The following is a 21618-nucleotide window of genomic DNA, read 5'->3' on the forward strand; positions in this document are numbered from 1 at the left end:
CACATCTGGTCGCCCTTTGCATCGAGCTTGACCACCCAGTAGTCGTTCCCCCCGTGGCCCTCAACCGTCTTCTGGAAGCCCTTTGGGCTGTTGGAAGTGCCTGCAAGCAAGAAGCCTCCGTCGTGCGTGGTCCTGATGCTCTGAAGCAGGTCGCTTGCTCCTCCGCCAAAGCTCTTCTGCCATTCGGCACCTCCGTGCTCGTCCATCTTCCATATCCAGTAGTCCAGGTCGCCACTTCCCGGATCGGTCTTGTTGCCCGACTTCATAGAGAGCGAGCTTCCCCCGAGAATGAAGCCGTAGTCGGCCGTGGGCTGGATGTCGAACAGGTATTCCGCATGGCGGCCGCCATAGGATTTCTCCCAGAGGATGTCCTGGGCCGAAAGTCCAAGGGGGAGGAGCAAAAGGGGAAGTAATTTTCTCATATCGTGCATCTTTGCAATTCGTTATAATTATTAGCATTCTTACAATTGTTTAAAAATAACCAAAATTTTTAGAAAACATTAGTAAGAATTTCGCAAAAATAGCATCCGTATTTCTACTGATTTTATACCAATAAACTACTGTTTTCTGTTAATTTATTGTAGATTTAATAAAAACAGCCTTTTTGAAGCTTTTTATAAAGTAGCTCATATTTACAGAAATGAGCATTCCTTCTAAAAAAGTCTGTTTATAATTTGAACAATGCTTTTTAAACCTAAAAAAAGAATAAGAAGAATAAAAAAACCCACTCAATACATTATATATTGAATGGGTTCAGAAACAAATAAAACCAAAATTAAAATCTTACCAACCGCCACCTAATGCTTTATAAAGCATGATAACGGCATTATATTGTTTGTATTGATTGTCAATTAAATTCAATTCGGTATTCAAGGCTTGGTCTTTTGCCGTTAAAACTTCAAGATAATTCACCAAACCGTAGGTCAACAATTCATCTGAATAGTCGGCTGCTTTTTTCAACGCATCAACCTGCTGGGTTCTGATGGATAGTTTTGTAGTTTCGTTTGTGTATTGTTGCAAGGCATCCGAAACTTCTTTTCCAGCCGTCAATAAAGATTGCTCAAATTGAAGATAAGCTTTTTCCTGATTGGCTTTTGCAACCTCATAACGTGTCCTGATTTGCCTTTGATTGAAAACGGGCTGTGTCAATCCCGTTACGATATTGGCAAATAAAGAATTCGCACTGAACCATTCTTTCAAATCGATACTTTGCAATCCGCCAGTTGCCGTTACTTTCAAGGAAGGATAGAAACTGCTTTTCGCAACATTCGTCATTTCAAAATTACTGATCAAATTGTATTCCGCAGCAAGTACGTCTGGTCTTTTGCTCAAGGCCATTGCTGGAATTCCAAGATTGATATCAGCCGTTACCTTTTGATTTTCGAAAGTGCCTCTTTCAATTTTTCTCGGTGCTTCGCCTAAAAGGATGCTCATTGTATTTTCAAGGATTACGATATTGTTTTTCAAGTCTTCCTTGATGATTTGAGTGGCATACAATTGTGCTTCGGTTTGTTTTACACCTACTTCATTCACATTTCCGGCATCTTTCAAGGCTTTGATGGTTTCAATGCTTTGATTTCTGTTCACCAAAGTAGAATCAACCACTTTCAGTTGGGCATCCAAAGCCATCAATTGAAAATAAGTCGATGCAATATTGGACACCAATTGCGTTTGAACTGCCTGTTGAGCTGCAATGGTTTGCAAATAACTCGCATTTGCGGCTCTTTTATTGCTTCTGATTTTTCCCCAGATATCAGCTTCCCAAGAAAGGTTACCGGTGAGCTGATATTGATCCACCGTTCTATCCTGCAACAATCTTCCAAACTGGCTGTTTCGGGACAAAATCTGATGGGTCCAATCGGCTCCCAAGTTCAACGTCGGAAAATAACCTGCACTTCCTTGTTTCATATTGGCATTTGCCGCATTGATGGTTTGCATCGCAATTCGGATGTCTAAATTATTTTGCAACCCTTTCTTGATATGTCCTTGCAAAATCGGATCGGTAAACAACTTATCCCAAGATAGATTTCCTAAAGAAGTGCTATCGGTCAAGGTTTGTTCGGTTCTGTAAAGATTATCCGTTTTCACCTCTGGCCGTTTATAATCTTTGGCAACGAAGCACGAATGCATCACACCAGCAACCAAAACAACCGTAACTATTTTATATATCTTATTGTTCATTTTTCTTAAAATTATAATGTTTCAGGATTTGCTTCTGTTGGTTTACCAGAAATTCTCTCTTGCAATCCTTGAAAGATTACAAACAGAATCGGAATTACAAAAACTCCGAAAATAGTTCCTATCAACATTCCTCCAACAGCTCCCATCCCGATAGAACGGTTTCCGACAGCTCCAACTCCAGAAGCCAAAGCCAAAGGCAACAATCCGAAGATGAAGGCCAACGAAGTCATCAAAATTGGACGAAGACGTGCTTTTGCTCCTTCAATCGCTGCAGGAAGCAACTCCATTCCGTGTCGTCTTCGCTGGATGGCAAATTCGACGATAAGGATGGCGTTCTTGGCCAGTAGTCCTATCAACATTATCAGGGCAACCTGGAAATAAATATTGTTTTCAAGTCCGGCCAATTTTACAAATCCGATTGCTCCAGCAATTCCGACAGGCAATGAAAGTAAAACCGCCAATGGCACCAAATAACTTTCATATTGGGCACTCAACAAGAAATAAACAAAGATCAAACTCAACAAGAATACTCCTGCCGCTTGGCTTCCTGCCAAGATTTCCTCACGTGTCATTCCCGAGAATTCATAAGAATAGGTTTTTGGTAAATGTTGTGCGGCAACTTCTTCGATCGCTTTGATGGCATCTCCCGAACTATAGCCTGGATTTGCTTTTCCGTTGACGTTTACAGCTTTCAACATGTTGAAACGAGCAACTGCCTCTGGACCGTAAATTCTTTTCAAGTCGATGAATTGGCTGATGGCAACTTGTTGACCTGCTGCATTTTTTACATATATATTATTGATTGATTCTTCTGTAGCTCTATCCGAAGGTTTTGCCTGAATCATTACACGGTATTGTTTTCCGAATTTATTGAAATCCGTCGTATACAATCCACCATAATAACCCTGCATCGTATTGAAAATATCGGTTACAGAAACTCCTGCATCTTTTGCTCTTTCCACATTGATGTCCATTTGAAATTGTGGAAATGAAGGATTGAAATTCGTCATAGCATATTGAATTTCAGGTCGTTTCATCAATTCTCCCAAAAATTCATTACTCACTTTACTAACCGTTGCCCAATCATCATCGCCTTTGTCTTGAATTTTAAATTCGAAACCATCGGCAGTACCAAAACCTTGAACACTCGGAGGTGTAAAGAACAAAGCTCTTGCATCTTTGAAATGAGCCGTTCTTCCGAACAATTCGCCAACAACCGCATCAACCGATTGATTGGCTTCTTTTCGTTCTTTCCAATCTTTCAATTTGATTACCGTAAAGGCATACGAACCTCCGTTTACACTGTTCAATAAACTGAAACCAACCACACTCATCCTTGCTTCAACGATATCCATCGAGGCCAAAATTGAATCCAATTCGTTCACAGCTTTTTGTGTTTTCTCCAAAGTTGTTCCCGGAGGAAGCGTCAAATCGGCCATGATGATTCCCCTATCTTCATTCGGAATAAATCCAGATGGAGTGGTTTGGAACAATAAAATTGTAATTCCAGAGAAAACCAATAAAGCGACAACCGTAATCCATTTTTTTCTGCCTAAAAACCCTAACGATTTTACGTAACGGTTGTTCATTCGATCAAAACTTGAATTGAAGGCGATAAAGAATCGGTCCTTGAAGTTTTTCTTATGATGATCACCTTCAGCATGAGGTTTTAGGAACAAAGCACACAAAGCCGGACTCAACGTCAAGGCGTTTACAGCCGAAATCAAAATTGCAATCGCCAATGTAATCGCAAATTGTTGGTAGAAAACGCCAGAAGGTCCACTTAAAAAGGATACCGGAATAAATACCGCCGCCATTACCAATGTGATGGAAATAATCGCTCCTGTAATTTCGCTCATAGCGGAAACAGTGGCTTCTTTTCCAGATTTTGCTCCTTCATCGAGTTTGGCGTGAACGGCCTCGACGACGACAATCGCATCATCGACTACAATACCAATGGCAAGAATCATTGCAAATAGCGTCAACATATTGATGGAGAATCCGAACAATTGCAGGAAGAAAAACGTTCCCACAATGGCAACCGGAACCGCAATGGCCGGAATTAAAGTGGATCGGAAATCCTGCAAGAAGATATATACTACGATAAATACCAATATAAAAGCTTCAAGCAATGTCATCAATACTTTATCAATCGAAGCATCCAAGAATGTCTTTGTATTAAATGGAATTACATAATCTACACCAGCTGGAAAACTTGGTTTTGTTTCTTCCAAAATTGCCATAACTTCGGTAATGATGTCTTGTGCATTCGAGCCAGAAGTTTGGAAAACCCCAACTGCAACACCTTGTTCTCCCATGGCGATATTCTTGGTTCCATAATTAAAACCGCCTAATTCAACCGTGGCAACATCTTTCAAATGAAGGAAATTTCCGTTTCCGGTAGCCTTGATTACTATATTTTCATAATCGGCAATTTCCGAAAGTCTTCCTTTATATTTGATTACATATTCATAAACTCCTTCGGCATTTTCTCCAAATTTACCTGGAGCAGCTTCCACATTTTGTTCTTGCAAAGCGGCTTGGATATCTTTTGGCGAAACATTATAAGAAGCCATTTTTTCTGGATCGATCCAGATTCTCATTGAATAATCCTTGGCACCAAAAACATTTACTTGTCCGACACCTTTTACACGTTGCAATTTCGGAACAAGGTTGATTTTGGCATAATTCTGAATATAGGTTTCATCAAAATCCTTGTTTTTAGAATATAAGGCGAAGAACATCAAGGCACTCGTCTGGCTTTTTAGTGTCGTAACCCCTGTCTGAATAACCGCTTGAGGCAATTTACTTGTAGCACGAGCCACACGATTCTGAACGTTTACGGCAGCAATATCCGGATCGACACCCAATTCGAAATAAACCGAGATTTTTGCAGAACCATCATTTGCAGCAGAAGAAGTCATATAGGTCATCCCTTCCACACCATTGATTTCTTCCTCCAATGGAATCACGACACTGTTCAATACCGTTTCGGCATTCGCTCCGGTATAAGTAGCATTTACCTGAACCGTTGGTGGAGCGATTTCAGGATATTGTTCTATCGGCAACGACATCAATCCTAAAACACCAAGAATGGTAATTAAGATGGAGATTACCGTTGAAAGAACGGGTCTTTCTATAAAAGTTTTTAACATCTGGATTATTTTTTAGCTGGGGTATTGTTTGTTTTTGCTGTATCTTTTGCAACTGCTGGAGTTTCTGCTGGAGCTGGAGTTTCAGCTTTTGCAGGTTGAGGAACAATCTCGGTATCATCTTTTAATTTTGATGCACCTTCAATTACTACAACATCACCTTCGGATAAACCTGAAGTCACGATATAGTTCAATTCTGAAGTTCCATTTACCTCAACAATTTTTGATTTCACTTTGTTTCCTTCTCCTACAACATAAATCATTTTCTTTCCTTGTACTTCAAAAATGGCATTTTGAGGAACTAACATCACATCTTTCTGCTCAATCGGCAAACGGATGATACCGCTGCTTCCGCTTCTTAAAATTCCTTCTGGATTTTTGAATTCAGCTCTGAATTGTGTAGTTCCTGTTTGAGGATTTACCAAACCATTCATGGTAGCGATTCTTCCTTTTTGGTCGTATTCTGAACCATCCACCAAAAGCAATGAAACTTCTGGAGAGGCTTTTAATTTCTCTGCAGTTGTAGCTCCTTTAAAAGTTTTGTTGAAGAAAAGCAACTGTTTTTCGTTCATCGAAAAATAAGCACGGACAATTTTAGTATCCGAAACGGTTGTCAAAGGCATTTCGCTTGTAGCACTAACCAAGCTTCCTTCTCTAAAAGGCAAACTTCCAATAACTCCATTTACAGGCGAAACGATAGTTCCGTATCCAATATTGGCAGCGATACTTCCGTAATTGCTTTTAGCTTGAGCCAATCTCGCTTTTGCAGTTTCAAGTTGCACATTGCTAATGATTTTTCGATCCACCAAAGGTTTTAATCTATCCACCTCAACTTGAGCTGCTTGAACCGCCGCTTTTGCTGCCGAAGCATCCTGGTTCAACGTTTGGGTTTCCAATTTGAAAAGCAATTGTCCTTTTCGGACCACTTGACCTTCATCAACATAAATTTTTTGGATAAAACCGTTTACTTTGGCTCGAATTTCAACATTTTGCTGACCTTCCAAATTAGCTGTATATTCTTGATAAACAACTGCATCTTGCTTCGTAATGGTTTGAACTGGGAAAGGAACGGGCCCTTGGGGTGGCATTTGCTGTTCTTCTTTTTTGCCACAAGAAGCTACAATCAGCAAGGCAAATATCGAAACTATTGAAAAATTCTTCATTTGTATAAATTGATTTTGATTAGGATTTGTTTTTATTTTCTATTTCTTTGAAACGTTCTATGGTTTTTAGCAAAAGCCCTTCGACTTCCATGACGTGATTCTTATATTCTTTTACATTTTCAAGATTCATTTTTTCTTGTGGAGAAGAAATGGTTTTTTCTCGGTAGGAAACCATCTTATCGATGATCTTTTTCTCAAAATCGATCATTTTCAGATAATTATCAAGGCGTTCGCTAAAGGGTGATGGTTTGAAATATTTTTTTCGGTCGCCTGGCAAGGTGTAGTAAGTAATCTTGCCAATCTTTAATAGGAGATTCAAGTTTGTAGAAACAGAGCTTTTACTGGCCGACATTCTTTCTACCAAATCTTCAAAGGTCATTCCTGTATTGCAACTGTCAATTATAAGGGTTCCTAAAATTCGTGAAGCCAATGGCGGAAAGTGGTGCAGGGTTTCAAAATGAATTCCAAACATTTCAATCAATTCTTCTTTCTCTTTCTGTATGTCTGACATTATTTAAATTTTTGGCAAAGATAATTCAGGTTCGGTTTCAACCGAACTAAACGAACTTAAATTTATGTTAATCTTTTGTAAGGGAATTATTAGGCATAAAAAAAGCCTGCAATGCAGACTTTAAAATTTTATTTTATGACTTCGATCCGGACTTTGAGTGTTCCGTGGTTTTTGTTGTCGGTAATTTCCATAAAGGCTTTTTTGGACAAATCAATTTCTCTGGATTTTTTGAAGGGTCCTCTGTCGTTTACTTCTACAACTACAGATTTGTCGTTTGCCAGATTGGTTACTTTTACTTTTGTTCCGAAAGCCAATGTTCTGTGAGCGGCTGTCAGTTTACTGTTGCTGAATTTTTCGCCACTAGCAGTTTTTCTACCATTGAATTTATCGTGATAATAAGAAGCTTCGGCTTTGCTTTTTAAGACTTTTCCTGAAGCATTTTTAGAAGATGAACAACTTAAAATGAAGAAACTCAATATAAGGGTTATCGAAAATAATTTTATAGTGCTTTTTTTCATTTTTATTGTCTTTGGTTATTCTATTACTTCAATTGTAACTTTTTGAGCACCGCTTGCTTTGTTGGCGGCAATTTCCATAAAGGCTTTTCTTGTCAAATCAATCTCTCTTCCTTTTGTAAAAGGTCCTCTGTCTGTAACCTCAACAATCACTGATTTTCCACTGCTTTCATTTGTAACTTTCAGCTTTGTTCCAAATGGGAATTTTCTATGTGCTGCAGTATATTTGCTGTTGTCAAATTTTTTACCGCTTGCTGTTCTTCTTCCATTAAACTTATCATGATAATAGGAAGCATGGGCATTTTTCTTGTGTAACTTCAGTTTTAAATTGCTGATCAATCCTAAACTATCTGCAATTGCGGCATTTTTATTTATGGTGTCTTGGGTAACTTTTTTAGGATCCTGAAAGTTTTTTATTTGATGTGAAAAACTGCTCAAGAAAACAGCCGTAAGTGCTACTAAAAGTAGTATCGATATTTTCTGTTTCATATATGTAAAAGTATATTTTCTTTGGTCATATATGTAATCGCTTTATTATTTGGTTTTGTTTGCAACAAACTCATTCTTTGTGGCGATTTCATACTAAATCTTGTTTTTGTGAGTAATGGTTTAACAAATACCATACCTTAAAATAAAAAAAGCTTCAAATTAGAAGCTTTTCATTGATTTTAGAACCATAATTTCCATGGGATTCTGCTTAAAATCAAGACCAAACCAAGTGTATAAAAAATGGAAAATGTTTTGAATTTTGATTGAGAATCTGTCATTTTTTTATGTTTAGACCATCCGATGGTTATCAAAATGATAGCAATAATATTAATAAGAGGATGCTCTAAGGAAGTCAGTCGCAAATCGGCATCCTTCATTTGTCCCAGAACTGCTTTTCCAAGTGGAGATACAAAATAAAGTATCAATCCAAAGACAAACTGAATGTGTGTGAAAATCAAGGCAAACAAAGCCAATTTTCTGTCTTTTCCTGTGAATTCCTTTTTAGAAGAAAATCCGATTAATGAATTTATAACTGCAATAAGAAGAAATAACAACACTAGATAAGCCCAACCGGAATGTGCTTTTTGAATGAATTCGTACATGTTTTTTAATTTTTGGAAATCAAATATAGTAAATTTATGCCAAAATAAAAGCCTCGCATTGCTACGAGGCTTCCTATTTTTATTGAATACAAATTAAAAACCTGATTTTCTTTTTTTGAAAATTATTATTTTTTCAAGAAATGCTGCAGCAAAAATGTAGTAGAACTGTCGTGTTCGTTGATGTTTCCTGAATTGATTTCCGATAGGATAGAATTTGCCAATTGCTTGCCGAGTTCCACTCCCCATTGGTCATAACTGAAGATGTTCCAGATAACTCCTTGAACGAAAATCTTGTGTTCGTATAAAGCTACAAGAGATCCTAAAGTTTCAGGTGTCAACTTTTGAATCAATAAGGTATTGGTTGGCTTGTTTCCTGTGAAAACTTTAAACGGCAACAAAAATTCGGCCTGACCGGTAGAGAAATTCATTTTGGTGAATTCTGCATTTACCTGGCTTTCGGTTTTTCCGTTTAGAAGTGCTTCGGTTTGAGCGAAGAAATTCGACATCAATTTGTCGTGGTGGTTATTGTCTCCGTACAAAGGTTTTATAAATCCGATGAAATCCGTCGGGATGAGTTTTGTTCCTTGATGAATCAGTTGAAAAAAGGCGTGTTGTGAGTTGGTTCCCGGTTCTCCCCAAATGATGGTTCCCGTTTGATAATTCACCTGATTTCCGTCACGGTCCACACTTTTTCCGTTGCTTTCCATGATTCCCTGTTGCAAATAGGGAGCTAATTTTTGCAGATATTGGGTATAAGGAATCAAGGCTTCGCTTTCGGCTCCGAAGAAATTGTTGTACCAAATGCTCAATAAAGCCAACACAACTGGGATGTTTTTATCGAAGGAAGTGGTCTTGAAATGTTCGTCCATTTCGTTGGCACCTTTCAATAATTTATCAAAATTATCGTATCCAACGGCAAGGCTTATTGACAAACCAACGGCACTCCAAAGTGAGAAACGACCGCCAACCCAGTCCCACATTGGGAACACATTTTCTGGATTGATTCCGAATTCGGTTACGTTTTTGATATTGGTAGAAACCGCCACAAAATGTTTGGCAACGTCTTCTTGTTTCGCTGATTTCAAGAACCATTTTCTGATGGTTTCGGAATTGGTTAAGGTTTCCTGGGTTGTAAAAGTTTTTGAAACAATAACGAAAAGTGTTGTTTCTGGGTTTAATTTCTTGATGATTTCGTTCACGTGGTCACCATCAACATTCGAAACAAAATGAACGTTCAAGTGATTTTTGTAGAACTGCAAAGCCTCAACAACCATTGCTGGGCCTAAATCCGAACCACCGATTCCGATGTTTACAACGTCTGTGAATGTTTTTCCTGTGAAACCTTTTCGGTCGCCATTTACGATTTCGTTGGTAAAGGTTTTGATTTTATTTTTTACTTCGAAGATTTCCGGGATTACGTTTTCGCCATCCACCTTTACTTCAGCCGATGATGCAGCTCTCAAAGCAGTATGTAAAACGGCTCTGTTTTCGGTTTTATTGATCAAATCGCCTTCAAAATATTTTGAGATGGCTTCCTGAAGGTTTACTTCTTCTGCCAATTGCAATAAAAGGTTGATGGTTTCCTGATTGATGATGTTTTTTGAATAATCTACCAAGAAATCATTCCACTGAAGGTGAAATTTCTCGGTTCGGCTTGCATCTTCCTGAAACATTTGTTTCATTGATGCATTTTGCATTTCGTTGAAATGTTGCTGTAGTTTTCCCCAAGCCGTTGTGGCTGTTGGGTTTGTATTGTGTAATGCCATTATAATTTGGTATTCGGGATTTGTGTCTTGATTTTTAAAAACGCAAATTTACAACATTAGTTTGTAAATTAAACGTTAAGGTGTTTTAGCCCAGATTGTAGTGGAAAGCCTCCTGACTGAAAAGCTATTTTTTTCTGGCAGAAAAGAGCGACCAACGGAAGCTCCTTTTATGACTTGAAAAAAAAGCTTTTTGGGCAGGAGCTTGGAACGGAAAGCTGGATTAGCTCCTGAAAAAAATCGTCAGGAAATTATTTCTTGAATTTTATTGCTGCAATGCTGTCCAACTCCTTTTTTAGAGGTGCCATTTCTGCCATAAAACGGGGTTTGAATTTAGCATTCATTGGTTCGGAATTTGGCAGTTTTTGTCGAAGTGCATCTACTTGAACGCCATTTTTCCAAAAACGGTAGCAAACGTGAGGACCTGTGGCGAGTCCGGTGCTTCCTACTTTTCCGATGACATCGCCTTGAGAAACACGCTGACCGTGACGTACCAAGATTTTGGACATGTGCAGGTATTGTGTGGAATAGGTGCTGTTGTGTTTTACTTTTACGAAGTTTCCGTTTCCTGCCGTGTAGCCTGTTTTTTCTACAACTCCTGAGGCGGTTGTCACGATTGGAGTTCCGTGAGCGGCGGCATAATCGGTTCCGTTGTGTGCTTTGAAACGTTGCTGAACGGGGTGAAATCTTCGGGTAGAAAATTTAGAAGAAATCCTGTAACCGAATTTTAGTGGTGCTTTGAGGAACATGTTTTTGAGTACTTTTCCTTCTTCGTCATAATAATCGACTTTGCGTGAAGCGGTGTCTTGTTTGAAAGGAAAGGCATAAATCTTCTTGCCTTTGTATTCAAAAAAGGAAGCTTCAAGACTTTCAACTCCAGCAAAAATGGTGTCGTTGATGTATTTTTCGGTGAAGGTAACGGCAAATTTGTCGCCTTTTTGAATTTTGAAGAAATCGACAGAATAGGCATAGATGTCGGCCAGGTTTTGGGCCATTGAAGCATTGACTCCAGCTTTGCTTAATGTTTCGGACAAGGAACCGCTGATTTCTGTAGCGATGGTTCTTCTTTTTAATGAAATAGGTTTTTGTTTTTTATAGGCATTGGCTACTGAATCTCTCAAATCCACAACATAATAGTTGGCGATATCGGCCTGATAGATAAAAACCTGAAGTTTTTTGGAAGCGTCTTTTGTTCGAAGCATCGTGTAGGGTTTTCCGATCCTGATGTTTCTTAAATTGAAAGAATCCTTGATTCGTTCTGTTATTTGGTGTACTTTTTTGTCTCCTATGTTCTGCTTTTCGAGGATATTTCCAAAATTATCACCACTGACAATGGTGTCCTGAACAACATCGAAATCATTGAGCTTGAACCCGAATTCAATGATTATGGGTTCTGGCTTTTTTACTTCAACAACTTTTTTGTCTTCGGCTTCTTTTTTACAGGAAATAAGTGAGATTAGCACTAGTAGTATCAGGAGTAATCTTTTCAAATCTTAGTTTTTATGCAGTTATACTATATTTTGCTTCGCGAATTCTCTAACGCTCGCTTCTTCTCCCCAGTTTTTTAGTTCTTCATCCGACCATAATTCAGGGAAAAATATTCTTCTTTGGTATTTTGGATGCATGTATTTTTTCCAGTCACTTCCTCCTGTTGCCTCGCCATCTCCTTTTCCGCTTCCGTCGATGTATTTCTTGGCCGTATTGAGGTGTTGCATCACCCAAGTGATGTTAACGGTATGGTCGTAATGACGCATAGCATTGATTAAATCAGGATTTTGTTGGGCTTCATCAGGTAATTGTTTGAATTTTTGCCAGATGTTTATGGTGTTGTATTCTTCCATATAGGCAAGAAATTCTTTTTTGTATTTTCTTTCGAATTCAGCTAGTAAATATGATTTCTCGCCTGTGTGATAATCTTTTCCTGCAGCTTGCCAATAGAGATGTTCCAATGCGTGTTCGTAGGGTGTATTTCTATCGATGGATGACCTGAAACGATAATCAATTAGGTTGATCAAGTCGGTAGAAGCAAATTCTATCAAACGGTATTGGGCACTTTGGAAACCGCTGGCGGGTGTCAAAGTATTGCGAAATTTCATATACTGCTCTACTTCCATTCCGTCTCCCATGATGTCGAAAGAAGTAGTCAGCATATTGAAATAACGACTAACTCGCATTAGTTTTTCAGTAAAAAAAGCCGTTTCCGGCTTTTCTGTGTGTGAAAGCTGTTCTATTTCCCAAAGAATCATTTTGAACAATAGTTCGTTTACCTGATGGTACATAATGAAGACCATTTCATCGGGCAATGTTGTCCTTTGGGTTTGAAGATTTAGCAGAGCATCTGTTTGGATATAATCCCAATAGGTTATGGGTTTTGACCAAAGTAATCCTTCTAGATGTGTGTCGGTTTTTTGTCCGATTTCTTTGAATTTACCGTCTAATTGCTCTAATAAATCTTCTCTGTGTGTCATTATGGTTTAACTTTTACTGTAAAAGGATATTTGAGTCCCTTGAATCCATCTAAATCTGCTTTTAGGGAGCCAACTGCCAAACTGGCTTTGATTCTTAATGGCATTTTATTGTCATCGTCTGAAATCCAAACCGTTAAGCTTTCCTGTTCTTTGAAAACACGTCCTGCTTGAACATAGGGTCTGAAAATCATACAAGGAATCGTGCCAAATTTAGTTTTTAAATCTTCTTTACCAATATATTTTAACTTAAATTTCGTGGTCTCATCGTCGAAAAACATATCAATCGAAATGGACTCGCCCACTTTTAATTCATCAATTGTTGGATGATTTCTCAGATAATAAAAGGTTGACAAAATATCTTGGGTATTGGCCGGGATAATAATTGTTTTTTCACTTTTATTCTTATAATCTTTTACAAGGACTGTGTGTTTTGAATTATCAAAAAAACCTTCTTGGTTTTTAGTATAACCGCCTTCATCAATGTTTCTGACATATTGATAAGGATTTCCTGTTTCCTTGTCGAAAAAACTTTCATAAGTATCTTCAACTTTAAAGAAGAATTTGGTCATTCCGGTTGTCCAGCCTTTTCCAACTGCATGGTATACTTTTTTATTGTTTCTAACTGCTTCTTTAACTTCCAATGTTGCATATCCTGCATTTACAATTCCATAATGCATCCTGAACTTGAACCATTCGCCAACATCAAAGGCTCGTTCTTTTTGGGGTTTAAAGCTGACTAGGGCTAGAAAAACTGCAAATATTAAAATCTTTTTCATTTGGGGTAATTTTTTTTTAGATACAATATACAATTTTTGTTCCAAATGTACCAAAACAAAAAAACCCAGTCAAAAAAATGACTGAGTTTTTATGCTATTAACCAACCAAAAAACTATAAATTATGAAAATCTATATAAAAATCGAAGGAAACCACTCCTTCTATTTTTCAAGTGCAAAGATACATTCAGATTTTAAAGTATTCCTAATCTAAAACTGACTTTAACACAAATTTCACAATAAGAAGGCTTTAAGTTGGCTTAAATTTAAATTATCGTTAAATATTTGGTAAAAAATTATAAAGTTCCTCTTTTTTCCTGTTCTCTTTCGATAGATTCAAAAAGTGCTTTGAAATTTCCTGCACCAAATCCGCGGGCTCCCATTCTTTGGATAACTTCAAAAAACAATGTCGGACGATCTTCTACTGGTTTGGTGAAAATCTGCAACAAATAGCCTTCTTCATCCGCATCGATCATGATTCCAAGTTTTTGAAGTTCGTTAATGTCTTCCTGGAATTTATCCATGTGGTCTTTCAATCGTTCTGGAATGGCATCATAATAGGCTTGTGGAGGCGTGCTCAAAAATTCTATTCCACGGGAACGCATCTCGGCCACCGTTGTAATAATATCGTCTGTAGCTACTGCAATATGCTGCACTCCTTCACCTTCATAGAAATCTAAATATTCTTCAATTTGAGAACGTTTTTTTCCGTTAGCTGGTTCATTGATTGGAAATTTTATCCTACCATTTCCGTTACTCATTACTTTAGACATCAATGCTGAATACTCGGTCGTAATTTGCTTGTCATCAAACGAAAGGAAATTCACAAATCCCATCACGTCTTCAAACCATTTTACGGCTTCATCCATTCTGTTCCATCCAGTATTTCCAACCATGTGGTCTATAAATTTTAGTCCAACGGGTTTAGGATTATAATCAGATTTCCATTCAACATATCCTGGCAAAAAGATTCCGTTATAATTTTTACGTTCTACAAAAACAAAAACAGTTTCACCATAAGCACCATATATACCTGCACGAACAACTTCTCCATCTTCATCTTTTTCAACAACTGGTTCAAAATAAGATTTTGCTCCACGTTTTGTAGTTTCTTCAAAAGCAGAACGGGCGTCTTCTACCCAAAGTGCAATAACTTTAACACCATCACCATGTTTTTTCACATGTTCTCCAATTGGAGAATTGCTGTTTAAAGCTGTTGTCAACACCAAACGGATTTTATCTTGTTTCAAAACATACGATGCTTTGTCCTTTACTCCAGTTTCTAAACCTGCATAAGCCAAGGATTGGAATCCGAAAGCTGTTTTGTAGAAATGAGCCGCCTGTTTTGCGTTACCCACATAAAATTCTACATAATCTGTTCCTAAAAGAGGCAAGAAATCTTGAGCTCCTTCAAATATTTTTTCTAATCCGTATTCTACTGATTTTATTTCTTTTGACATAATAGTTGTGTTTTTTATTTATTCAATTCCTACCGTATCAATGTAGATAGAATCCGTTTCAACATCATAATCCAATGAATCGGTTTCTTCAAATTGAATTTCGTTGTTTTCTTTGTTTAAATTAAATTTTTTCATAAAACTTTCCGTGATCTGAGAGCCAAACAGGGCAAAATAGCCTATGCTGAACAATACAAAAATGGAACTTATTACCACTCCAACAATACATATTACCTGTCCAACTCCTGAATTACTCCTACTTTGCGAAGTATAATGCTCAGGGTTTTGTTTGTACAATCGGATGCTCTTGTTAGCCATCAAAAGCCCAATGAGACTCAAAACAAGACTGCCTATAGCAAATAATCCGCAACAGCAGCCTAAACCAACTATAACAAGACTAACAATTCCAAGTATTATAGCTGTTGGATCAGCTGGAAGCTTATTGTAATTCATATTATTCTATCCAGGATTTATAATATTTTCCGTCGTCTAACCCCATTGCTTCTTCAGTAACCATCAACGGACGGAACGTATCTACCATAACAGCCAATTCTTGCGTTTCGGTATGTCCGATACTTCTTTCCATCGCTCCAGGTGCCGGACCGTGCGGAATCCCTTTTGGATGCAAAGTGATATGACCTTGTTCTATATTATTTCTCGACATAAAATCGCCATCTACATAATACAAAACCTCATCACTATCAATATTACTGTGATTGTAAGGAGCTGGAATAGATTTTGGATGATAATCGTATAGTCTCGGAACAAAAGAACAAACCACAAAAGTTGAAGTTTCAAATGTTTGATGGATTGGCGGTGGTAAATGCACACGACCTGTTATTGGTTCGAAGTTATGAATGCTAAAGGTATAAGGAAAATTATAACCGTCCCAACCTACAACATCAAAAGGATGTGTGGCATAAACCACTTCGTGCAACATTCCTTCTTTTTTTATTTTGATTAAGAAATCGCCTTTTTCGTCGTGGGTTTCTAAATCGGTTGGCAGCTTGAAATCCCTTTCGCAAAAAGGCGAATGCTCCAAATGCTGACCTGATTCATTTTTGTACCGTTTTGGAGTATAAAATGGAGCGAAAGATTCAACATAAAACAAGCGATTTTCTTCTGTGTCAAATTCAATCTGATAGATGATTCCTCTTGGAATGATAAGATAATCGCCGTATTCAAATGGAATATTTCCCATCATCGTGCGAAGTGTTCCTGTTCCTTTGTGGATGAAAATCATTTCGTCGGCATCGGCATTTTTATAGAAATAATCACGTAATGATTTTTTTGGTGCTGCAAGACCTATTGTACAATCCCTATTGACAAGCATTGCTTTTCGGCTATCCAAAAAATCATCGGCAGGTTTCAATTCGAAACCTTTCAGTAAAAGTGATTTTATGTTTTTTCCGATGGCAATTTTAGGATCGACATTATGTGAAGCTAAAATTTCTTTAACCTGAGTTGGTCTGTGAACATGATACAACAAGGAAGAATGTCCGTGAAATCCTTCGGTTCCAAAAAGCTGTTCGTAGTATAAACCACCGTTTGGCTTTTCGAACTGTGTATGTCTTTTTTGGGGAAAATTACCCAGTTTATGATATATTGGCATACTTTTTTTGATTTGAAAATTAGACAAAATGATTTGAAAATGAATTTCAAATTTTAATAATCCTATAAAAAAATCAAATTCATTCTGGGTTTCTTTTAATGAGAAACTTCAAATGTGATAATAAATCTGCCCAAGGTGTATTCATAGTGACAAATATCGGAAAAATTAATTTTTTGACCGTGATTATTGAGAAATATTTATCAAAGTTAAAAAACCACTACAGAAAATTTTTATTTGCTGAATTTTAGAAGCTGATGGTAGATTACGGTTCGAACCTCATCTTTCACTTCTTTCTTGTCGTTTAGGGTTTTCCCTTCGGTTGGGATTGCTTTATGTACTTTCACTCGCATAATACCGGGACTACCACTCAAAAAGGTATAAGAGAAACGTTCTTTATTATCGGCAAATGTCAACGGCACAATCGGGATTTGGTGTTCGATTGCTAAACGGAAAGCTCCGTCCTTAAATTCATCCAACAAAACAGTTTCGTCGTCTGGAACGCCACCTTCGGGAAAAATACAAACACTCAAACCTTGGTTCAATCTTTTTTGAGCACGCTCGAAAACCGCCATTCTGCTTTTCGAACTGCTTCTATCCACCAAAATACAAGTCCTTTTATAGAAAAATCCAAAAAGCGGAATCTTCGACAATTCTTTTTTCCCTACAAAAACAAACGGATGCCGCACCACGGCAAGCATCAGCATAATATCGGTCATTGAGGTATGATTGGCCACAAACATATAACTTTTCCCAACTGGCAGAACTTCTTCCCTTTCTACCTTATAATAGAATCCGGTTCCGAAAAGGATGCATTTGGCCCAAATTCTGGCCATTACAAAAAAGTAGGGATACCATTTTTCCTTTAAAATAGAAATTACTAGAAACGGAAACATAATAATGATAGGTAATCCCATCATGATATAGAACCAAATCCGCCAAAGCACCCAAAAAATGATTTTAAAAAATCGCATTTATCTATTGATTAAAAACCGTCAATTTTTTTTTGACTTTTGTTTCCCAAATGTAAGAATTCAATCCATACTTTTTACCAAAACATTTACCTTTGCGAAAATTAAGTTTACAATGGCAAAAATACTAACGGGTATTCAAAGCACGGGAACTCCACATTTGGGAAACCTTTTGGGAGCAATTCTTCCGGCAATTGAATTATCAAACAAACCAGAGAACGAAACCTTTCTTTTCATTGCAGATTTGCATTCGATAACGCAAATCAAAGACGCACCTACTTTAAGACAAAACACTTATAGTACTGCAGCGGTTTGGCTTGCCTGTGGAGTTGACATCAATAAAGTGATATTTTACCGCCAATCAGATGTTGCTCAAACGGCCGAATTGTCTTGGTATTTAAGCTGTTTTTTTCCGTTTCAGCGTTTGACTTTGGCCCATTCGTTCAAGGATAAATCCGACAGACTGTCTGACGTCAACGCTGGATTGTTTACCTATCCGATGCTTATGGCGGCTGATATTTTATTATATGATGCCGAATTTGTACCGGTTGGAAAAGACCAATTGCAACATTTGGAAATCACACGTGACGTTGCTTCACGTTTCAACAACCAAATGGGAGAAACTTTCGTTTTGCCCGAAGCCATAACGGCGGAAAACACAATGCTGGTTCCGGGAACAAATGGCGGAAAAATGAGCAAATCGGCTAATAACATCATCAATATTTTCTTGGATGACAAGGCTTTGCGTAAACAGGTAATGTCTATTGAAACCGACAGCACACCTCTTGAAGACCCGAAAGATCCTGAAACTTGCAAGATTTTTACCATCTTCAAGCTTCTTGCAAACGAGGAGCAACAGGCAGAAATGTTGGAAAAATATAAAAATGTGAACCGTGATTTTGGTTGGGGTCACGCCAAACAAGCTCTTTTTGAATTGATTACAGAAAAATTTAAAACCGAAAGAGAAAAATACACTTACTACATGAACAATCTTGATGAACTTGAGCAGACGCTTGAGCTTGGGGCCAAAAAAGCCGGAGCCATTGCCGATGGAGTTTTGAGCAGGGTTCGTGAAAAATTGGGATTTAAATCATAAAAAATGAAACGCTTCAATAAATTGAAGCGTTTTTTATCCTAAATTTCTTTGTGCTCTTTGTGCTCTTTGTGCAAAATCTTAGTGTCTTTGTGTTTGACTTTAAATCGCTTCAAATAATTTCCCTGGTAAAGGACGAACAACACCTTTCAATTCCATATTCAATAAAATTCTTGAGATTTTAAAAATTGGGAAATCACATTGAATTGCAATAATGTCAAGCAATTCCTTTCCGTTTTTTTGAAGGAAATCATATATTTTTTGTTCATCATTATCCAAGGAAACAAACAATTGCTTTTGTATTGCTTTGGGTTTTTCCTCAATATCCCAATTTAACATATAAATCAAATCAGCTGCCGAAGTAAGTAAGTTTGCTTTTTGGATTTTGATTAAAGTATTGCAACCTTGGCTGTATTTATCAGTGATTCTTCCGGGAACGGCAAAAACATCACGGTTATAATCGTTTGCCATATTAGCAGTAATGAGCGAACCTCCTTTATCGGCAGATTCAATGACAATTGTAGCTTCGGACATTCCTGCAACGATGCGGTTTCTTCTAACGAAGTTTTCTTTATCGGGGTTAGATGAACTCCAAAACTCGGTCATAAAACCTCCATTTTCCTCCATCTTGGCAACGTATTTTTTATGAGCACTTGGATAAATTTGGTTCAAACCATGAGCCACAACGCCAATTGTTTGGAGATTATTCTCTATGGCTGCTTGATGAGCAACAATATCAACACCATAAGCAAAACCGCTCACAATAATTGGGTCTAAAGGTCCTAAATCAGCAATGAGCTTCTTGCAGAATTCTGTTCCTTGAGGTGTGATTTGTCGGGTTCCGACAATACTGATGATTTTTCTCTTATTAAGGTTGATATTTCCAGAAGTGAAGAGCAAAACAGGACCATCAATACAATGCTTGAGTTTTTCAGGATAATTGTCGTCCTGAAAAAAAGCGGTTTGAATTTTATTATCGGTGATGAATTTGAGTTCCTTCTCGGCTTTTTTAAAGACCGCTTCATTTTTTAAATTTTGAATCAAAATAGCTCCCACTCCATCAATTGAAGACAAATGAGAAGGCTTCGCTTTAAACACATCTTGAGCATTTCCGATGTGGTTGATTAGCTTTTTAGCAACAATATCGCCTACCAATTCTACTTTTTGAAGTGCTAATACGTAAAATAAATCCTGTTCATTCATGGCAAATAATTGAGGTTCAAATTAAAGACATTTTTTTTAAATTGTTAATAAAATTTGTTGATAAAATTTTGATAGCCTCGGTTAATATCTAACTTTGTTGCTATGAAGATGGAACACTACATATCACAACTTTTATACCGATACCAATGCGTTACCGTTCCTGGTTTTGGTGCTTTTTTGACCGAAATCCAATCGGCTCAATGGGATGAAAGTTCAAATGCTTTCTATCCTCCAAAAAAATTGGTTTCCTTTAATTCTTATTTGAAAAATAACGACGGTCTTCTTGCCACTCATATTTCTCAAATGGAAAAAACTTCCTATGAAACCGCGGTTCAAGACATGCAGAAGGAAGTTTCATTGTGGAAGAATGCGCTTTTGAACAATCAGAGTATCGTGTTGCAAAACATAGGAACTGTTTCCTTGAACCACGAGGGAAGTTTGGTTTTTGAAGGATCGAATCACATCAATTATCATACGGCATCTTTTGGGTTGAGTTCTTTTGTTTCTCCTTTGGTAAAAAGAGAAATCGTTCAAGAAATTCCTGTTTTTGAAGAGAAAGAACCGATCGTTCTAATTCCTGAAACGGCCACAACTCGAAGTTATTCTTATTTGAAATACGCCGCAGTTTTTGTGGTTGGACTTGGAGTTGCTGGAATTTTTGGAGCTAATTTATATGAAGAAAGAGTCCTTGAAGAAACCAAATTAGTTCAAACCGAAGTACAAAAAGAGGTTGAAGACAAGATTCAAGAAGCTACTTTTTTTATCGAAAGTCCGCTTCCAAATGTGAAATTGACCGTTAAGGAACAAAAACTTTCCTATCATATTGTTGCTGGAGCTTTTAGAGAAGAAAGCAATGCTCAAAGAATTTATGAGCGTTTGAGCAAGGAAGGTTTCAAATCTAGAAGGCTCGAAAAGAATAAATTCGGATTGTTTCCGGTACTTTACGGAAGCTATTCAACTTATGCGGAATCACAAAAAGCGATGGCAGAGATTCACAAGACACAAAACAAAGAAGCTTGGTTGCTGATTAAAGATTTATAAAAATAGAAATCCCGATTTGTCTGAATAATTTCAATACAAATCGGGATTTCTATTTGAAACGTATTTATCTTTGCAAAAAAAACTTATGTCCCCGAAACATCCTTCAGATTCCTTGACAATATTGACTGATTTGGTTTTGCCAAGTGAAACCAATCCCTTAAACAATCTTTTTGGTGGCGAATTATTGGCCCGAATGGACCGTGCCGCAAGTATTGCCGCAAGAAGACATTCTCGTAGAATTGTGGTTACGGCTTCTGTAAACCACGTGGCTTTTAACCGTGCGATTCCTCTTGGAAGTGTTGTTACTGTTGAAGCAAAAGTTTCAAGAAGCTTTAAAAGCTCAATGGAAATCTATATTGATGTTTGGATTGAAGACAGGGAATCTGGCAATAAAAACAAGGCAAACGAAGCGATTTATACTTTTGTAGCCGTTGACGATACTGGAAGACCTGTGGAAGTGGCTCCAATTGTTCCTGAAACAGAATTGGAGAAAGAGCGTTTCGAAGCCGCCTTGAGAAGAAAACAATTGAGCTTGGTTTTGGCAGGAAAGATGAAACCATCTGAAGCTACGGAACTTAAAGCTTTATTTTTATAGTACAAAAAAACGGAGATTTAGGTCTCCGTTT

General features: G+C 37.5%; 19 protein-coding genes and 1 pseudogene. 3 read left to right on the plus strand and 17 right to left on the minus strand.

From position 1 onward, the window contains the following. From J2X31_RS15345 to J2X31_RS15420, 16 genes and pseudogenes are all read right to left on the minus strand, one after another. Window positions 1-422, minus strand: a pseudogene (locus J2X31_RS15345) (T9SS type A sorting domain-containing protein); the annotation flags it as partial. Window positions 423-783: 361 nt separating this feature from the next. Further along, a complete protein-coding gene (locus tag J2X31_RS15350; RefSeq protein WP_310027860.1) occupies window positions 784-2181 on the minus strand; it encodes an efflux transporter outer membrane subunit in 1398 nt (465 codons plus the stop codon). A gap of 11 nt (window positions 2182-2192) precedes the next feature. Then, a complete protein-coding gene (locus J2X31_RS15355) occupies window positions 2193-5336 on the minus strand; it encodes an efflux RND transporter permease subunit (protein WP_310027861.1) in 3144 nt (1047 codons plus the stop codon). A 5-nt stretch (window positions 5337-5341) separates the two neighbouring features. Next, window positions 5342-6496 carry an efflux RND transporter periplasmic adaptor subunit gene (locus J2X31_RS15360; RefSeq protein WP_310027862.1) on the minus strand — a complete coding sequence of 385 codons (1155 nt, stop codon included), beginning with the start codon at window positions 6494-6496 and terminating at the stop codon, window positions 5342-5344. Between the two features lie 19 nt (window positions 6497-6515). After that, the gene (locus tag J2X31_RS15365) at window positions 6516-7007 is read right to left on the minus strand and encodes a GbsR/MarR family transcriptional regulator (protein ID WP_310027863.1); all 492 of its coding nucleotides are present in this window, start codon (window positions 7005-7007) and stop codon (window positions 6516-6518) included. Window positions 7008-7135: 128 nt separating this feature from the next. Next, window positions 7136-7525, minus strand: a complete 390-nt coding sequence (locus J2X31_RS15370) for a septal ring lytic transglycosylase RlpA family protein (RefSeq protein ID WP_310027864.1) — start codon at window positions 7523-7525, stop codon at window positions 7136-7138. 15 nt (window positions 7526-7540) lie between these two features. After that, window positions 7541-8011 carry a septal ring lytic transglycosylase RlpA family protein gene (locus tag J2X31_RS15375; RefSeq protein WP_310027866.1) on the minus strand — a complete coding sequence of 157 codons (471 nt, stop codon included), beginning with the start codon at window positions 8009-8011 and terminating at the stop codon, window positions 7541-7543. Between the two features lie 179 nt (window positions 8012-8190). Then, on the minus strand, window positions 8191-8613 hold the full coding sequence (locus tag J2X31_RS15380) for a hypothetical protein (RefSeq protein WP_310027867.1): 423 nt from the start codon (window positions 8611-8613) through the stop codon (window positions 8191-8193). 125 nt (window positions 8614-8738) lie between these two features. Next, complete coding sequence (gene pgi, locus J2X31_RS15385) at window positions 8739-10379, minus strand: glucose-6-phosphate isomerase (protein WP_310027868.1); 1641 nt, start codon at window positions 10377-10379, stop codon at window positions 8739-8741. Between the two features lie 248 nt (window positions 10380-10627). Continuing rightward, window positions 10628-11866 carry a peptidoglycan DD-metalloendopeptidase family protein gene (locus J2X31_RS15390; protein WP_310027869.1) on the minus strand — a complete coding sequence of 413 codons (1239 nt, stop codon included), beginning with the start codon at window positions 11864-11866 and terminating at the stop codon, window positions 10628-10630. Window positions 11867-11884: 18 nt separating this feature from the next. After that, a complete protein-coding gene (locus tag J2X31_RS15395; RefSeq protein WP_310027870.1) occupies window positions 11885-12844 on the minus strand; it encodes a tryptophan 2,3-dioxygenase family protein in 960 nt (319 codons plus the stop codon). Then, on the minus strand, window positions 12844-13620 hold the full coding sequence (locus J2X31_RS15400) for a DUF3108 domain-containing protein (protein ID WP_310027871.1): 777 nt from the start codon (window positions 13618-13620) through the stop codon (window positions 12844-12846). Before J2X31_RS15400 ends, J2X31_RS15395 begins: the two co-directional genes overlap by 1 nt. A 294-nt stretch (window positions 13621-13914) precedes the next feature. Continuing rightward, window positions 13915-15078, minus strand: coding sequence for a 4-hydroxyphenylpyruvate dioxygenase (gene hppD / locus J2X31_RS15405; RefSeq protein WP_310027872.1), 1164 nt, complete (start codon window positions 15076-15078; stop codon window positions 13915-13917). Window positions 15079-15096: 18 nt separating this feature from the next. Further along, a complete protein-coding gene (locus J2X31_RS15410; RefSeq protein ID WP_310027873.1) occupies window positions 15097-15528 on the minus strand; it encodes a CCC motif membrane protein in 432 nt (143 codons plus the stop codon). A gap of 1 nt (window position 15529) precedes the next feature. After that, window positions 15530-16687 (minus strand): homogentisate 1,2-dioxygenase, encoded by a 1158-nt coding sequence (locus J2X31_RS15415; RefSeq protein ID WP_310027874.1) that lies wholly within the window; start codon window positions 16685-16687, stop codon window positions 15530-15532. 230 nt (window positions 16688-16917) lie between these two features. After that, complete coding sequence (locus tag J2X31_RS15420; RefSeq protein WP_310027876.1) at window positions 16918-17658, minus strand: lysophospholipid acyltransferase family protein; 741 nt, start codon at window positions 17656-17658, stop codon at window positions 16918-16920. A 112-nt stretch (window positions 17659-17770) separates the two neighbouring features. Between J2X31_RS15420 and trpS the strand changes: the two genes are divergently transcribed. Then, the gene (trpS, locus tag J2X31_RS15425; protein ID WP_310027878.1) at window positions 17771-18751 is read left to right on the plus strand and encodes a tryptophan--tRNA ligase; all 981 of its coding nucleotides are present in this window, start codon (window positions 17771-17773) and stop codon (window positions 18749-18751) included. 99 nt (window positions 18752-18850) lie between these two features. On the opposite strand, the gene dprA is transcribed toward trpS, so the two are convergent. Next, window positions 18851-19951, minus strand: coding sequence for a DNA-processing protein DprA (gene dprA, locus J2X31_RS15430; protein ID WP_310027880.1), 1101 nt, complete (start codon window positions 19949-19951; stop codon window positions 18851-18853). Between the two features lie 108 nt (window positions 19952-20059). Between dprA and J2X31_RS15435 the strand changes: the two genes are divergently transcribed. Together J2X31_RS15435 and J2X31_RS15440 are read left to right on the plus strand one after the other, a co-directional pair. Beyond that, the gene (locus J2X31_RS15435) at window positions 20060-20992 is read left to right on the plus strand and encodes an HU domain-containing protein (RefSeq protein ID WP_310027881.1); all 933 of its coding nucleotides are present in this window, start codon (window positions 20060-20062) and stop codon (window positions 20990-20992) included. An 85-nt stretch (window positions 20993-21077) separates the two neighbouring features. Then, window positions 21078-21587 carry an acyl-CoA thioesterase gene (locus tag J2X31_RS15440; RefSeq protein WP_026706045.1) on the plus strand — a complete coding sequence of 170 codons (510 nt, stop codon included), beginning with the start codon at window positions 21078-21080 and terminating at the stop codon, window positions 21585-21587. The last annotated feature ends 31 nt before the right edge of the window (window positions 21588-21618 follow it).

The sequence above is a fragment of the Flavobacterium arsenatis genome (genome assembly GCF_031456785.1).
Taxonomy (GTDB): domain Bacteria; phylum Bacteroidota; class Bacteroidia; order Flavobacteriales; family Flavobacteriaceae; genus Flavobacterium; species Flavobacterium arsenatis.

What these genes read in the sequence shown, in the direction of transcription:
- J2X31_RS15370 (WP_310027864.1), bottom strand. Translation starts at nt 7,525, where the DNA reads ATGAAAAAAAGCACTATAAAATTATTTTCGATAACCCTTATATTGAGT.
- J2X31_RS15400 (WP_310027871.1), bottom strand. Translation starts at nt 13,620, where the DNA reads ATGAAAAAGATTTTAATATTTGCAGTTTTTCTAGCCCTAGTCAGCTTT.
- J2X31_RS15440 (WP_026706045.1), top strand. Translation starts at nt 21,078, where the DNA reads ATGTCCCCGAAACATCCTTCAGATTCCTTGACAATATTGACTGATTTG.
- pgi (WP_310027868.1), bottom strand. Translation starts at nt 10,379, where the DNA reads ATGGCATTACACAATACAAACCCAACAGCCACAACGGCTTGGGGAAAA.
- J2X31_RS15435 (WP_310027881.1), top strand. Translation starts at nt 20,060, where the DNA reads ATGGAACACTACATATCACAACTTTTATACCGATACCAATGCGTTACC.
- J2X31_RS15375 (WP_310027866.1), bottom strand. Translation starts at nt 8,011, where the DNA reads ATGAAACAGAAAATATCGATACTACTTTTAGTAGCACTTACGGCTGTT.
- J2X31_RS15410 (WP_310027873.1), bottom strand. Translation starts at nt 15,528, where the DNA reads ATGAATTACAATAAGCTTCCAGCTGATCCAACAGCTATAATACTTGGA.
- J2X31_RS15380 (WP_310027867.1), bottom strand. Translation starts at nt 8,613, where the DNA reads ATGTACGAATTCATTCAAAAAGCACATTCCGGTTGGGCTTATCTAGTG.
- J2X31_RS15415 (WP_310027874.1), bottom strand. Translation starts at nt 16,687, where the DNA reads ATGCCAATATATCATAAACTGGGTAATTTTCCCCAAAAAAGACATACA.
- J2X31_RS15420 (WP_310027876.1), bottom strand. Translation starts at nt 17,658, where the DNA reads ATGCGATTTTTTAAAATCATTTTTTGGGTGCTTTGGCGGATTTGGTTC.
- J2X31_RS15350 (WP_310027860.1), bottom strand. Translation starts at nt 2,181, where the DNA reads ATGAACAATAAGATATATAAAATAGTTACGGTTGTTTTGGTTGCTGGT.
- J2X31_RS15355 (WP_310027861.1), bottom strand. Translation starts at nt 5,336, where the DNA reads ATGTTAAAAACTTTTATAGAAAGACCCGTTCTTTCAACGGTAATCTCC.
- dprA (WP_310027880.1), bottom strand. Translation starts at nt 19,951, where the DNA reads ATGAATGAACAGGATTTATTTTACGTATTAGCACTTCAAAAAGTAGAA.
- hppD (WP_310027872.1), bottom strand. Translation starts at nt 15,078, where the DNA reads ATGTCAAAAGAAATAAAATCAGTAGAATACGGATTAGAAAAAATATTT.
- J2X31_RS15365 (WP_310027863.1), bottom strand. Translation starts at nt 7,007, where the DNA reads ATGTCAGACATACAGAAAGAGAAAGAAGAATTGATTGAAATGTTTGGA.
- J2X31_RS15360 (WP_310027862.1), bottom strand. Translation starts at nt 6,496, where the DNA reads ATGAAGAATTTTTCAATAGTTTCGATATTTGCCTTGCTGATTGTAGCT.
- J2X31_RS15395 (WP_310027870.1), bottom strand. Translation starts at nt 12,844, where the DNA reads ATGACACACAGAGAAGATTTATTAGAGCAATTAGACGGTAAATTCAAA.
- trpS (WP_310027878.1), top strand. Translation starts at nt 17,771, where the DNA reads ATGGCAAAAATACTAACGGGTATTCAAAGCACGGGAACTCCACATTTG.